The following is a 13,481-nucleotide window of genomic DNA, read 5'->3' as shown; positions in this document are numbered from 1 at the left end:
TACTGCAGGGGGGACCCTGTGGGAGAGTAGGACGCCGCCGAACTCCTTTTACGGAAAGCCCCGTGCCCTTGTGGCACGGGGCTTTTCTGCGTTCAGAACCCGTCGGGAAAGTGCCCCTTCCCCGACGGGTTTTTTTGATGGGGCGGGAGTGGGTCAGAGGCGACCCATACCCTTGAGAGCCAGGTAGGCGTCGGCCAGAGCCGGGGCGAGGTTGTCCGGGGTGGCATCGACGACGACAGCGCCGCGGCGCTGGAGCTGCTCTGCAGTGCGGAGTCGCCTCGCTTGGTCCTGTGCGCCGGCTGCCGACTCGTAGACCGCGTCCACGGTGCCCCTGGCTCCCACCATCTGTTCGATGTGCGGATCGGTCACCGACGCTACCAGCACCGTGTGGCGCTGAGTCAGTTGGCGGAGAACAGGCAGTAGGCCCTCTTCCACGGGGGCCGCGTCCAGACCGGTGAGGAGCACGATCAGGGAGCGACGAGGTGCGGAGGCAAGCAGAGCAGCACTGAGACCTCGGGCATCCGTTTCCACGAGTGCTGGCTCGACCGACGCCAGCGCATTCACCATGGCCGATAGGACGTCTCCCGCGGACCTGCCCTGGACCTGGGCTCGGATTCGGCGGTCGTAGGCGAGCAGATCCACACGGTCGCCTGCACGCGAGGCCAGCGCAGTAAGGAGCAGGGCCGCGTCCAGAGCGGCATCGAGACGGGGTACGTCACCGACACGGCCCGCCGAAGTACGGCCGGTGTCCAGGACGATGAGGATGTGTCGGTCCCGCTCAGGTCGCCATGTTCGCACCGCGACGGTGGACTGACGCGCGGTGGCCCGCCAGTCGATGGAACGTGTGTCGTCGCCGGGAACGTACTCACGCAGGCTGTCGAACTCAGTGCCCTTCCCGCGGGTGAGAACGCTGCTGCGGCCGTCGAGCTCCCGGAGCCTGGCGAGACGGGACGGCAGATGCTTGCGGCTGGTGAACGGCGGCAGGACACGTACCGTCCACGGGACTTGGTGACCTCCTTGGCGGGCCGCGAGTCCCAGAGGTCCGAACGAGCGGACGGTAACACGTTCGGCTCGGCGGTCTCCGCGTCGCGTCGGTCGCAGCATGGTGGTGAGCCGACGGCGTTCCCCCGCAGGGATCGTCAGTGTGTGACGGGCTGAGGCCTGCTCCGCGCCGGTGGGCCAGCTGCTGGGCGGCCAGGCGTCGCGGAAGTGTGCCCGTAGGCGCCGACGGGAAGGATTGGTTACGGTGAGTTGTACTTCGGCAGACTCCCCAAGGCGCACCGCTGTGTCACCGGATCGGGTGAACTGAAGCGTTCGCACTGGTGCGGCCAGGGCATAGTCGCACAGAATTGCTAGAGAGAGCGGTGCGTTGATCGCGAGCATGCCTGTCCAGCTTGGGGCAAGGATGCCTACAGGGAGTGACCCCAGGGCGGCCAGCAAGGCGGTACGTCCGGTAAGGGCCACGGTCACTGCCTCATCGGGGTACGGGGACGTGGGCGAGGATCGCCGTGATGACGGAGTCGGGGGTGACTCCCTCCATCTCCGCCTCGGGCCGTAGTTGGATGCGATGGCGAAGCGTGGGGAGAGCCAGGGCTTTCACGTCATCCGGAATGACGTAGTCGCGGCCGGTGAGCCAGGCCCAGGCACGGGCGGTCGACAGCAGAGCGGTAGCGCCTCGGGGAGAGACACCGAGGGAGAGCGAGGGGGACTCACGCGTGGCACGACAGATATCGACGACATAGCCTGCGATCTCAGGGGAGACCTTGGTCCGTGCAACTGCGTTGCGGGCTGCTTCCAGATCGGCCGGGCCGGCAACGGGGCGTATGCCCGCTGACCTGAGGTCGCGCGGATTGAAGCCGTCGGAATGACGGGTGAGGACGTTGATCTCCTCGTCGCGGGACGGCAAGGGCACGGTCAGTTTGAGGAGAAAGCGGTCCAGCTGGGCTTCGGGGAGCGGGTAGGTGCCCTCGTATTCGACGGGATTCTGCGTAGCGGCCACGAGGAAGGGGTCGGGCAGAAGCCGAGGGGTTCCGTCGACGGTGACCTGGCGCTCTTCCATCGCTTCCAGGAGGGAGGACTGCGTCTTGGGAGGGGTGCGGTTGATCTCGTCGGCGAGCAGCAGGTTGGTGAATACAGGGCCTGGCTGGAAGGAGAAATCTGCTGTGCGGGCGTCGTAGACCAGCGAACCGGTTACATCGCTCGGCATCAAGTCGGGGGTGAACTGGACGCGCTTGGTGTCGAGTTCGAGTGAGGCGGCGAGAGCCCGGACCAAAAGGGTCTTGGCCACGCCGGGGACGCCCTCGAGGAGGACGTGGCCTCGGCAGAGCAGGGCGACGACGAGTCCCGTGACTGCCGGGTCCTGGCCGACCACGGCCTTGGCGATCTCGGAGCGCAGCGCTTCCAGGGATGCGCGGGCTGTGTCGCCGTTCCCGAGGGTCTCGGTGGTCCCGGCGGGCACTGGGGGCGGGGCGCTCATGACGTGCGTACCTCTCTTTCGAGGGTGTCGAGTTGATCTGCCAGATGTACAAGAGCGGCATCGTCGGACGGGGCGGGTCCGAAGAGCAGGGCTTGGAGATCGGTGCCGGTGGTGTTGCGGCGGGCGGACATGGCAGGGATGAGTGTTGTAGGGGAGTGGGCATCGCGTGGGGAGACGCCGATGAGCGGGGCGATACGGGTGCGGGTGGCGGAACGCAATGCGTCGGCGGCCCGGTCGCGGGCGTTTGCCCTGCGGTAGAGGCGGGCTCGCCCTTCGGTGGATTCGGAGGCGCGGATGGCCACGGGCAGTCGTTCGGTCACCAGGGGGCCCAGACGACGGGCGCGCCAGATAGCGGCGAGTACAGCGGCAAGTGCGAGTTGCAGGGTGCCCCACAGCCAGCCTCGGGGAATCAGGTCGGGGAAGCTGCGGTCGTTGTGGGCGCCGGCGTCGCTGTCTCCGCCGTTCTCGGCGGCAGCGGAAGTGTCAGCGAGCGAGGGGAGGTACCAGACCAGATGTGGGCGGGAGCCGAGGAGTTGGAGGGCCAGGGAGGCATTGCCCTGGTTGCCGAGCCGGTCGTTGTAGAGGAGGTCGGGGGAACCGAGGAGGACGGTGTCACTCGTCCCCCGTTCGACCAGGAGCAAGGTGGGGAGGCCATCGCTTGGGAAGCAGGCGACGAAGCCGGGGCCGCTCGAGGAGTAACGGAAGCCTCCCGTTTCGGCGGTACCGGCGTTGCGAGCGGCGGACAGGGAGCACTGCGGGGTGCGGGCGGCCACCGGTCCGGCGGACTCTGCGCGGACACCGGGGACCAGGGTACCCACGGAATCAGGGCCTGCTTCGAGAAGGACGGTGCGGCCGGCCGAGTCGGCTGTCGCGGCGTGGAGTTTGTTCTGCTGGTGCGGTGTCAGCAGATCGGGGGAGGCGACGAGCAGCGTGGTCTCGGGGCCGGCCTGGGCTGTGGCCTCGGCGAGCGTGGTGACCACGTGCACGGAGATGCCACGCTCTTTGAGGAGTTCGGCGACGGCCCGGCTGCCGTAGCGGTCGGCGGAGCGGGGGTCGAGGCGGCCGTGGTGGTCACCGGAGCGCACGGTTGCCAGAGCGATTCCGGCTGCGGCGAGTACCAGGAGGGCGAACAGCAGACCTCGGGTTCGGGTCCAGATCTGGTGCGGGGTGAGGGATGCCGAGGTGGTGGGGGCGGCGGTGACCTCGGTCATTCGGCTGCTCCCTGGGCCGCGGTCGTCAGGAACGGTTTGGCGGTCCGGAGATCGAGATCCAGAGCTCGTACGGCGAGGTACGCCTGCTGGTCCGCGGTGCGGCCGCCGTATGTGACATCGTCGAATTCTCTGGCGGCGGCGTGGAGTCGCGTGGCGTGTGCGGGCAGTGGACGGCCCGCTTCGGCGGCGGCCTCGTCTGCTGTGCGCCCAGGGCGGGGGGCGAGCAGGGCGCGCTCTTCCAGAGAGCGGACGATGGCGCGCATGCGCTCCTGGACCGCCTCGTTCCAGCGGTGGGCGGCCGCATGGGCTTCGGCTGCCGCCCGGTGTCCGGCCGCGCTGCGGGGGCTGTCGTCGAAGAGGGCGTCAGCGGAACGCACGGTGCGGTGCGGGGTGCCCAGCCGCCACCAGAGCGCGGCGACGAGGCTGATGACGACAAGCACAAGCACGACAAGACCGACTGGTCCGCCCGGTGCGGCGCCGGAGGCCGTGTTCAGGAGATCGCCGATCCAGTCCCAGAGCCGGTCGAGACTGCGCTGGAAGAGGTTGGGATCGTTCTCGTGGTACATCGGCTTGGACAGCTCGTGCTTCGCGGCCTCCCGGGCCGGGACACGTGGAGTGTCCACGGGTATGTCGCCGCTCGCTCGTATCAGTAGCTGCGCTGCTGTTGTGCCCCCCGTCGCCGACACGGCATCAGCTCCTGGTGTCGTATCCGGGCAGGCCCGCTGCCCGGGCGAGATCGAGGTCGAGTGCCTCCCGGCGGATGCGCTGATCGATGTAGAGCAGGGCCATCACACCGGCGGAGAGCGGGTAGGTGATCGTGGCGGTGATCACTTGGCCGATGCCGGAGACGATCAGGAACGGCCAGCCGAAGTCCATGGAACCGTCGGTGAGGAGGGAGCTGATACCGCCGCCGTCCACAGACATCGCAATGATGCTGAACGGAATCGCGATGACCACGGACACGATGAGCGTCAGCAGCCAGGTGAGAGCCAGGATGCCGAAGGTTCGCCACCATGCGCCCCTGACCAGCTTCGCGGAGCGGCGCATGGAGGCAGTGATCGATTGCCGCTCCAGCATCAGTGCCGGCGAGGCGAGACAGAAGCGGACCATCAGCCAGATGACGACGACGGAGGTGGCCAGGAAGCCGATGACGACGAGTGCGGCGCCTGCGGCGGAGCCGATCAGCATGCCCGGCAGCAGGCCGGCTGTCAGGATGGCGGAGCTGATCAGGACCAGCAGCAGTGTCAGACCCAGCATCTGGGCAAGCCGGGGCCGGGCCTCGGCCCATGCGTCCGAGAGCGTCACCGGGCGGCCCAGCACCGAGCGGCTGATCACCACGGTCAGTACGGATGTCGTGATCAGCGTGGCGATCATGGTGATGAGCAGGGACGGCACGCTGTTGACCAGTGCCGACTGAGCCGAGTCGGCACTTTGCCTGAGCGCCTCCGAACCGGTGGCATCCGGGTCGATGGCTGCGGGTTCCGGCAGCAGGTAGCGCTGCACGAGGGTGATCGCGATCTGTGCGATCACGGAGACGGTCAGAGTGATGCCGAGGACCGTGCGCCAGTGGGCGCGCATCGTGGAGACAGCGCCGTCGAGGATCTCGCCGACGCCGAGTGGCCGGAGCGGGATGACACCGGGCTTGGCTGCAGTGGGCGGCCGGCCCCAGCCGGCGCCGTGCGGTCCGCCGCCCCAGCCGGTGCCCTGAGGTCCCCCGCCCCAGCCCGGGGCGGGGGGAGGTCCGCTGGGACCTGCTCCCGGAGTGCTTGGTGGGGACCACTGCTCTGCGGGCGGCTGCGTGGGCGACCAGTTCCCTGCCGGGCCGCTGCCGCTGCCGTCGACGGGCCCGGAAGGCCGGGGGACGCCCGCCTTCTGACCCTCGGAGGGGGCAGATCCGGGCGAGGCCCAGCCCGGAGTGTCGTTCATTTTCGCTCCTTCATGGTCCTGTCCGCTCATCGGGGCGGCAGGTTGGCAGCCATCGTGCCACGCGTTGCTCCGGCGCGGGCCTGGCGCTCCATCTCCTTCGTACCTTCATTTGTGAGCGGTTTACCGGGCAGACTGTGCGGATGGCTGATCAGGACGCGCAATCGCCGGTGGGCATCGAGCCTCCCGCGCTTCCCGTACTTCGCTGGGATGAGCTTCCCGAAGGTCCCGCGCTGGTGCTCCTCGACCAGACGCGGCTGCCTGCCGAGGAGGCCGAACTCGTGTGCACCGATGTGCCCACGCTGGTGCGGGCGATCCGGACGCTGGCAGTGCGCGGGGCGCCGCTGCTGGGCATCGCAGGGGCTTACGGAGTGGCTCTCGCAGCCGCGCGGGGAGACGACGTGGCCGAGGCTGCGGAACTGCTGGAGCGGGCGCGACCCACCGCGGTGAATCTCGGATACGGGGTGCGGCGGGCTGCCGGGGTGTACGGGGCGGCCATCGGGAAGGGGGCCGATCCGGGGCGGGCCGCCGAGGCGGCGCTGTCCGAGGCCAGGGCGCTGCACCGGGAGGACGCCGAGGCCAGTGGGCGTATGGCGCGCTACGGGCTTGCTCTTCTGGATGAACTGCTGTCCGGTGGCGGGCATCAACTGCTGACGCACTGCAATACGGGGGCGCTCGTCTCGGGTGGTGAGGGCACTGCCTTCGCTGTGGCGCTCGGGGCACACCGGGAGGGGAGGCTGCGCCGGCTGTGGGTGGACGAGACACGTCCACTGCTGCAGGGAGCTCGGCTGACCGCGTACGAGGCGGCGCGCAATGGCATGCCGTACAACTTGCTCACGGACAATGCCGCAGGTTCGCTGTTTGCCGCGGGAGAGGTGGACGCCGTACTCATCGGGGCGGACCGCATTGCCGCGGACGGATCGGTGGCGAACAAGGTGGGGAGCTATCCGCTGGCGGTGCTCGCGAAGTACCACCACGTACCGTTCATCGTGGTGGCGCCGACCACGACCGTGGATCTGGACACCGCGAACGGGGCATCGATCACCGTGGAGCAGCGATCCGCGAGCGAGGTGACGGAGCTCACATTGCCGCAGGTGGGGGTGGCAGGCGGGGACGCCGGCGGGGTGCTCGTGGCACCGGTCGGAACCCCCGCGTACAACCCCGCGTTCGACATCACACCGCCGGAGCTGGTTACGGCGATCGTCACGGAGGAGGGCGTAGTTTCCCCGGTCACGGGGGTCGGACTGGCAGAGCTGTGTGCCAGATCATCGCAGGTAACGATTAGCTAATGGGATGATGTCGATTATGAAGGGACGCGTCCTTGTCGTCGACGACGACACCGCACTGGCCGAGATGCTCGGGATTGTGCTGCGTGGTGAAGGGTTCGAGCCGTCGTTCGTAGCGGACGGCGACAAGGCACTTGCCGCATTTCGTGAGGCCAAGCCGGACCTGGTCCTGCTGGATCTGATGCTGCCCGGAAGGGACGGCATCGAGGTCTGCAGGTTGATCAGGGCCGAGTCGGGTGTGCCGATCGTCATGCTCACTGCCAAGAGCGACACGGTTGACGTGGTGGTGGGCCTGGAGTCAGGGGCCGACGACTACATCGTCAAGCCGTTCAAACCTAAGGAGTTGGTAGCCCGGATCAGGGCACGTCTGCGGAGGTCCGAGGAACCGGCGCCGGAGCAGCTGGCCATCGGGGACCTGGTCATCGATGTGGCCGGTCACTCGGTGAAGCGGGAAGGGCAGTCGATCGCCCTCACCCCGCTGGAGTTCGACCTGCTGGTCGCGCTCGCCCGCAAGCCGTGGCAGGTCTTCACCCGTGAGGTACTGCTGGAGCAGGTGTGGGGATACCGTCACGCCGCAGACACCCGGCTGGTGAACGTGCATGTTCAGCGACTGCGTTCCAAGGTCGAGAAGGACCCGGAGCGGCCCGAGATCGTGGTGACCGTCCGCGGGGTCGGTTACAAGGCCGGACCGAGCTGAGATGCCCCCGAGCAGCGCTGCTCCGCAGCCCGGGGAGCCGGGAGCCCGTGCGGGGCGGGCTGCTGCTCCAGGACATAGGGCGTCCCAGGTCGGGCGCCTTTTGAAGGGTGGCCGGTTGTTCCGCGACCGGGCGCTCGGCGGCCCTGTGCCGCGACTGCTGATGCGCTGGGTGCGGCGCCCGCTGCTGCCCGCCGTGCGGCTCTGGCGACGCAACCTCCAGCTCCGCGTCGTCGCGGGCACGCTGCTCATGTCGCTCGGTGTGGTGCTGCTCCTCGGGCTGGTCGTGATCGGGCAGGTGCGCAACGGCCTGCTCGACGCCAAGGGCAAAGCAGCCCAGACCCAGGCAGCCGGCGGTTTCGCGGCGGCCCAGGAGAAGGCGAACGCCCCGCTCACCCCCGGTGGGCAGGGCAGGGACGCGGTGGACGGCAGCACGGCCAACAATTCCTGGCGGACCGAGCTCGTCGACCAGCTCGCCAGCGGCGGCAAGAACGCCTTCAACGTGGTGGCGCTCAGCGCCGACGAGGGCACCCGTGCGCCGCGCGGCTCGGGCAGTGTGGAGGCGGCGAGCATCCCGCAGAGCTTGCGGGACTCCGTGAACAACGGCCCGGGCGCGTTTCAGACGTACTCACTGATCCAGTATGCGAATGGCCAGGAGTCGCAGCCCGGACTCGTCGTGGGCAAGCGGCTCTACGACATCGACCACAATCCGTACCAGCTCTACTACCTCTTCCCGCTGACGCAGGAGGAGAAGTCGTTGACGCTGGTCAAGGGCACGCTGGCGACCGCGGGAATGTTCGTGGTCGTGCTGCTCGGGGCCATTGCCTGGTTCGTGGTGCGACAGGTCGTCACGCCCGTACGGATGGCGGCGGGCATCGTTGAGCGGCTCTCCGCGGGCCGGCTCCAGGAACGGATGAAGGTCACCGGCGAGGACGACATCGCCCGGCTCGGCGAGGCCTTCAACAAGATGGCGCAGAACCTGCAGCTCAAGATCCAGCAGCTGGAGGAGCTGTCCCGGATGCAGCGGCGCTTCGTCTCCGATGTCTCCCACGAGCTGCGGACACCGCTGACGACCGTACGGATGGCCGCCGATGTCATTCATGAGGCCCGCAGTGACTTCGATCCCGTGACGGCACGCTCCGCGGAGCTGCTCGGGGATCAGCTCGACCGGTTCGAGTCGCTGCTCTCCGATCTGCTGGAGATCAGCCGGTTCGACGCGGGCGCCGCGGCGCTGGAGGCGGAGCCGATAGATCTGCGACAGGTCGTCCGACGGGTGATCGGCGGGGCGGAGCCGCTGGCCGAGCGCAAGGGCACCCGGATCCGGGTGGTCGGCGACGAGCAGCCGGTGATCGCGGAGGCCGACGCTCGGCGGGTCGAGCGGGTCCTGCGCAATCTGGTGGTCAACGCCGTCGAGCACGGCGAGGGCCGGGACGTGGTGGTGCGGATGGGGGTGGCCGGAGGTGCGGTCGCCGTGGCCGTCCGGGACTACGGTGTGGGGCTCAAGCCCGGCGAGGCGACGCGGGTGTTCAACCGCTTCTGGCGGGCTGACCCGGCCCGCGCGCGAACGACCGGCGGCACCGGGCTCGGACTGTCCATCGCCGTGGAGGACGCCCGGCTGCACGGCGGCTGGCTGCAGGCATGGGGCGAGCCCGGCGGCGGTTCGCAGTTCCGGCTGACTCTGCCGCGCACGGCGGACGAACCGCTGCGCGGATCGCCCATACCGCTGGAGCCCGAGGACTCCCGGCGCAACCGGGAGAACCGGGAGCGTGCCGCGGCCGCTCCCGCGACCGGGAGTGGGCACCGGCTGACGGCGGTGCCGAACCAGCCCGGCGACAACGACCGGGCCGCGCTGCCCGTACCCTCGCGTGCCCCCGTGGCCCCGCGTACGGCACCGGTCTCGGTGCATCCGGCGGCCCTGCCGGGGAGCGGAGCACGGGTGGTCGCGCGCCCCGCCGAGGACCGGCCGGGTGGCGAATTCGACTTTGCACTGAAGGAACCGGAGCGGGGGGAATCGAATCGTGGGCACTGACCGTCGCAGGGACGGCCATGGGCGCGTGCTGGGGCTGTTCGCGTTGCTCGGAAGCGGTGTCGTGCTCCTGTCCGCGTGCGGCTCGATGCCCGTCACCGGGGATGTCAAGGCTGTCGACGCCTCGCAGCCCGGCGACTCCCAGGTGCAGGTGTATGCCGTGGCACCGCGTGACAACGCCACCCCCAACGAGGTGGTCGACGGCTTCCTGGAGTCCATGACCAGTGATGATTCGGACTTCAGGACAACTCGTAAGTACCTGACGAGGAAGGCAGCCAGTACCTGGAATCCGAGCGCGTTCACGACGGTGCTCACCAAGGCGCCGAACCGTAACGACCGCCCGTTCCGCGACAGCGACCGCGCCATCACGGAGATCACCTACACCCTGACCGGCGAGAAGGTGGCAACGGTCGACGCCCAGAGCGCCTATCAGCCGCTCGCGCCCACGGACTACGACCAGACCCTGCACCTGGTGAAGGAGAGCGGGCCGGAGGGCAAGGAGTGGCGCATCGACCTGGTGCCGGACGGACTTCTTCTCGGGCAGTCGGACTTCAAGCGGCTCTACCGCTCCGTAGACAAGTACTACTTCGCCGCAGGGCGGACGGCTGCGCAGTCGGCGCTGGTCGCCGACCCCGTCTATCTCCGTAGCCGGACGGACCCCGTCACCGGGATGGACACCGTGACGCAGGCGGTCCGCAGTCTCCTGGCGGGGCCGACCAGTTGGCTGCGGCCGGTGGTTGCCTCCCGCTTCCCCCCGGGTACGGCGCTGAAGAAGGGCGTCACCTCGCTGTCCCCCGACGACCGAAACGTACTGAAGGTGCCGCTCGACAAGAAGGCGGACGGTGTCGGACAGCGGTCCTGTCGCATGATGGCCGCACAGGTCCTCTACACCCTGCGGGACCTGACGTCCGCACGGGTCGAGCAGGTCCAGCTCCAGCGCTCCGACGGTTCCCCGCTCTGTGTCATCGGTGCGGACCAGGCGGAGGAGTTCGCCCCTGACGGTTCGTCGAGTGGGCCGGACAGCCAGTACTTCGTCGATGCCAGGTGGCATGTGCAGCGAATTCCCGGCAGCACAAAGGGCAGTGGCACCCCGGAGGTGGTGGCCGGTCCGCTCGGTAACGGACCGGTGCGGATGGGAGCGGTCGGTGTGGCCAGGGACGAGCAGTCGGCTGCGGCGGTCTCGCGCGACAGGACGGCCCTCTACGTCTCGTCCATCGTCTCGGACGGCGAGCTTCCGGCAGCCTCGGTGACCAGCAAGGGCCACGCCTCGAACAACCGTCTGTCGGTGCCGAGCTGGGACGGGCGGGGCGACCTCTGGGTGGCCGACCGGGATCCCGGCAACCCCAGACTGCTGCGGCTGGCCGGTGGCGCCGGTAAGCCGCAGGAGGTCACTGTGCCGAGCCTGGGCGACGATCGGATCGAGGCGCTGCGGATGTCCGCGGACGGCGTACGGATCGCGCTCCTGGTGACCAAGGACGGCCACACCACACTGAAGATCGGCCGGATCGAGCGGCGCGGGCCGGAGAGTGAACAGCAGGTCTCGGTGGTGGAACTGCGGCAGGCCGCACCGCAACTGACGGATGTGACCGCGATGTCGTGGTCGGGCCGGAGCCGTCTCGTGGTGGTCGGCAAGGAGCAGGGTGGCGTGCAGCAGGTGCGCTATGTGCAGGCGGACGGGTCGACACCGGCGTCGGGCGTTCTGCCCGGCGTGAACCAGGTGTCGTCGGTCGCGGCGGCGGACGACGAGCAGCTGCCGCTGATGGCGGCCACGTCGAGCGACGGGATCGTGAAACTGTCGCCGGGTGACAACTGGCAGACGGTGGTCAAGCAAGGCTGGTCGCTGGTCTACCCGGGCTGAGCTTCTCTGGCGGGCCGTGATCTCACCAGCCGCCCCGGGTTATCCACAGGGGTGGCCGGGGCCCTTCGGGGAGTGCACAGTGGAGTCATGCGGGGGTGGTGGCGGGAGATCTCCGGACTGGTTCTGCCGGTGTCCTGCGGTGGCTGCGGCAGGCCGCGTATCGAGCTGTGCGAGGAATGCCGTGCGGAGTTGTACGGCGCGGTGCCGCGCAGGGTGAGGCCCGTGCCGGAGCCGGTGGGCCTGCCGGTGGTGCATGCGGCCGCCGCGTACGAGAACGCGGTACGTGCGGTGCTCCTGGCCCATAAGGAGCGGGGTGCACTGGGGCTGGCCGGGGCGCTCGGGAAGGCGCTGGCGGGGGCAGTACGGGCCGGGACGGGGCAGGCGGGCTCCGTCGGCCCGCAGCTGCTCGTGCCCGTGCCGTCGGCACGGTGGGCCGTGGCGGCGCGGGGGCATGATCCGACGCGGCGGATCGCATTGGCCGCCGCCGGTGAGCTGCGGCGCGGCGGTATCGGGGCCGAGGTGGCCGGGGTGCTTCGGCAGCGGCGCCCGGTGGCCGATCAGGCGGAGCTGGGAGCCCGGCAGCGGCAGGCGAATCTTGCGGGGGCGCTGGAGGTGGTGGCCGGGGGTGAACGGCTGCTTGCGGCCGGACGGGTGGTGCTGGTGGACGACCTTCTGACGACCGGTTCCTCGCTGGCCGAGGCGGCTCGGGCGATCGGGGCAGCGTGCGGGCGCGACGGTGTCGCGCACGGCGGCGGCCAGGCAGCCGTTGTCGCAGTATCTCCGTCCGCCTTCGAAATAAACCGGAACTGCCGGTGAACCTGCATCGTTGCAGGTAGTGAGCGGGTAAAAAGACCTGAACGGAGGTACGTGCGAGTAGCGGGTGCCGACATCCGGCCAGGCAGGCTATGTTCGGTTGTGAGGAATGGTGAATGCCGGACCTCGATGAATGCACCACCAGGTTTCGGGCAGGTGACTCACCGGTAGCCAGAAGCAGAGAATTCGGTGGGGTGGAAACCCTGCCGATGGGGGAGGAGGAGGTGAAAGCCACCGAGTCCGCGGCTCCGGCTACGACCGGAGCCTGGTGCAAAAGGGAGATGCTCCGCCGCTGAGCGGAGCGATCCGGGAACGGAGTTCTGCGTGGACATCGTCGTCAAGGGCCGCAAGACCGAGGTGCCTGAGCGGTTCCGCAAGCACGTGGCCGAGAAGCTGAAGCTGGACAAGATCCAGAAGTTCGACGGCAAGGTGATCAGCCTCGACGTCGAGGTGTCCAAGGAGCCGAACCCCCGTCAGGCCGACCGTTCCGACCGAGTGGAGATCACGCTCCGCTCGCGCGGGCCGGTCATCCGGGCGGAAGCGGCTGCCGGCGACCCGTACGCAGCGCTGGACCTGGCCACCGGCAAGTTGGAGGCGCGGCTGCGCAAGCAGCACGACAAGCGCTACAGCCGCCGTGGCAACGGCCGGATTCCCGCTGCCGAAGTCGCCGAGACGGTGCCGGGTGCGGCGTCGTTCAACGGCGAGGGTGAACTGGTCGGCAACGAGACGTCCGAGTCCGTGCCCACCACCAGGTTCGGCTCGCTGGAGGTGCGGGGCGAGGGCCCGCTGGTGATGCGCGAGAAGACTCACGTCGCCGCACCGATGTCGCTCGATCAGGCGCTCTACGAGATGGAGCTGGTCGGGCACGACTTCTATCTGTTCGTCGACTCCGAGACGAAGGAACCCAGTGTCGTCTACCGGCGGCATGCCTATGACTACGGTGTCATCCACCTGAGGACCGATCCGCTGGCCGCCGATGAGGCGGGCGGCGCGGGCGGTGCGCTCGGCGGCTGATGCCACCCTTCCGTGGTGCCCCTGGAGCGCCTGTGCGCCCCCAGGGGCACCCGTGTGCGGGCACAGGATCACCGCTCCGGCGTCCAGGCATGAAATCATGTCGTCCCAAGCCAACCGGCGTTCTTGGAACTGCCGTTGGCGGACAGTTGTGAACTTCAGGCCATGGCCTTCAGGGGGAGG

11 protein-coding genes are annotated in these 13,481 nt (G+C 69.0%); 6 read left to right on the top strand and 5 right to left on the bottom strand.

Annotated features, from left to right (window positions below):
* Nucleotides 1-153: 153 nt before the first annotated feature.
* Genes ACFVV1_RS11875 through ACFVV1_RS11855 form a run of 5 tightly spaced genes read right to left on the bottom strand, consistent with a single transcriptional unit; the run spans nucleotide 154 to nucleotide 5,613 of the window.
* Nucleotides 154-1,464 carry a DUF58 domain-containing protein gene (locus ACFVV1_RS11875; protein WP_389988297.1) on the bottom strand — a complete coding sequence of 437 codons (1,311 nt, stop codon included), beginning with the start codon at nucleotides 1,462-1,464 and terminating at the stop codon, nucleotides 154-156.
* 10 nt (nucleotides 1,465-1,474) lie between these two features.
* The gene (locus ACFVV1_RS11870) at nucleotides 1,475-2,476 is read right to left on the bottom strand and encodes an AAA family ATPase (RefSeq protein WP_389988240.1); all 1,002 of its coding nucleotides are present in this window, start codon (nucleotides 2,474-2,476) and stop codon (nucleotides 1,475-1,477) included.
* On the bottom strand, nucleotides 2,473-3,687 hold the full coding sequence (locus ACFVV1_RS11865; RefSeq protein WP_389988237.1) for a DUF4350 domain-containing protein: 1,215 nt from the start codon (nucleotides 3,685-3,687) through the stop codon (nucleotides 2,473-2,475). Before ACFVV1_RS11865 ends, ACFVV1_RS11870 begins: the two co-directional genes overlap by 4 nt.
* On the bottom strand, nucleotides 3,684-4,373 hold the full coding sequence (locus ACFVV1_RS11860) for a DUF4129 domain-containing protein (protein ID WP_389988234.1): 690 nt from the start codon (nucleotides 4,371-4,373) through the stop codon (nucleotides 3,684-3,686). The genes ACFVV1_RS11865 and ACFVV1_RS11860 overlap by 4 nt, the downstream gene beginning before the upstream one ends.
* A 4-nt stretch (nucleotides 4,374-4,377) precedes the next feature.
* The gene (locus ACFVV1_RS11855) at nucleotides 4,378-5,613 is read right to left on the bottom strand and encodes a hypothetical protein (protein ID WP_389988231.1); all 1,236 of its coding nucleotides are present in this window, start codon (nucleotides 5,611-5,613) and stop codon (nucleotides 4,378-4,380) included.
* A 140-nt stretch (nucleotides 5,614-5,753) separates the two neighbouring features.
* On the opposite strand from ACFVV1_RS11855, the gene mtnA reads away from it, so the two are divergent.
* From mtnA to hpf, 6 genes are all read left to right on the top strand, one after another.
* Nucleotides 5,754-6,899, top strand: a complete 1,146-nt coding sequence (gene mtnA, locus ACFVV1_RS11850; RefSeq protein WP_389988228.1) for an S-methyl-5-thioribose-1-phosphate isomerase — start codon at nucleotides 5,754-5,756, stop codon at nucleotides 6,897-6,899.
* Between the two features lie 4 nt (nucleotides 6,900-6,903).
* Complete coding sequence (gene mtrA, locus ACFVV1_RS11845; protein ID WP_187438793.1) at nucleotides 6,904-7,593, top strand: two-component system response regulator MtrA; 690 nt, start codon at nucleotides 6,904-6,906, stop codon at nucleotides 7,591-7,593.
* Nucleotide 7,594: 1 nt separating this feature from the next.
* Nucleotides 7,595-9,619, top strand: coding sequence for an MtrAB system histidine kinase MtrB (mtrB, locus tag ACFVV1_RS11840; protein ID WP_389988225.1), 2,025 nt, complete (start codon nucleotides 7,595-7,597; stop codon nucleotides 9,617-9,619).
* On the top strand, nucleotides 9,609-11,474 hold the full coding sequence (locus ACFVV1_RS11835) for an LpqB family beta-propeller domain-containing protein (protein ID WP_389988222.1): 1,866 nt from the start codon (nucleotides 9,609-9,611) through the stop codon (nucleotides 11,472-11,474). Before mtrB ends, ACFVV1_RS11835 begins: the two co-directional genes overlap by 11 nt.
* A gap of 87 nt (nucleotides 11,475-11,561) precedes the next feature.
* Nucleotides 11,562-12,290 carry a ComF family protein gene (locus tag ACFVV1_RS11830; RefSeq protein ID WP_389988219.1) on the top strand — a complete coding sequence of 243 codons (729 nt, stop codon included), beginning with the start codon at nucleotides 11,562-11,564 and terminating at the stop codon, nucleotides 12,288-12,290.
* Between the two features lie 321 nt (nucleotides 12,291-12,611).
* Nucleotides 12,612-13,301 (top strand): ribosome hibernation-promoting factor, HPF/YfiA family, encoded by a 690-nt coding sequence (gene hpf / locus ACFVV1_RS11825; protein ID WP_383759906.1) that lies wholly within the window; start codon nucleotides 12,612-12,614, stop codon nucleotides 13,299-13,301.
* Nucleotides 13,302-13,481 lie beyond the last annotated feature (180 nt).

The organism is Streptomyces sp. NPDC058092 (genome assembly GCF_042884935.1).
Lineage (GTDB): Bacteria > Actinomycetota > Actinomycetes > Streptomycetales > Streptomycetaceae > Streptomyces.
Note: the sequence above shows the minus strand (reverse complement) of the source record. Positions and strands in the feature narration are given on the sequence as shown.

What these genes read in the sequence shown, in the direction of transcription:
- ACFVV1_RS11870 (WP_389988240.1), bottom strand. Translation starts at nt 2,476, where the DNA reads ATGAGCGCCCCGCCCCCAGTGCCCGCCGGGACCACCGAGACCCTCGGG.
- ACFVV1_RS11865 (WP_389988237.1), bottom strand. Translation starts at nt 3,687, where the DNA reads ATGACCGAGGTCACCGCCGCCCCCACCACCTCGGCATCCCTCACCCCG.
- ACFVV1_RS11855 (WP_389988231.1), bottom strand. Translation starts at nt 5,613, where the DNA reads ATGAACGACACTCCGGGCTGGGCCTCGCCCGGATCTGCCCCCTCCGAG.
- mtnA (WP_389988228.1), top strand. Translation starts at nt 5,754, where the DNA reads ATGGCTGATCAGGACGCGCAATCGCCGGTGGGCATCGAGCCTCCCGCG.
- mtrA (WP_187438793.1), top strand. Translation starts at nt 6,904, where the DNA reads ATGATGTCGATTATGAAGGGACGCGTCCTTGTCGTCGACGACGACACC.
- mtrB (WP_389988225.1), top strand. Translation starts at nt 7,595, where the DNA reads ATGCCCCCGAGCAGCGCTGCTCCGCAGCCCGGGGAGCCGGGAGCCCGT.
- ACFVV1_RS11830 (WP_389988219.1), top strand. Translation starts at nt 11,562, where the DNA reads ATGCGGGGGTGGTGGCGGGAGATCTCCGGACTGGTTCTGCCGGTGTCC.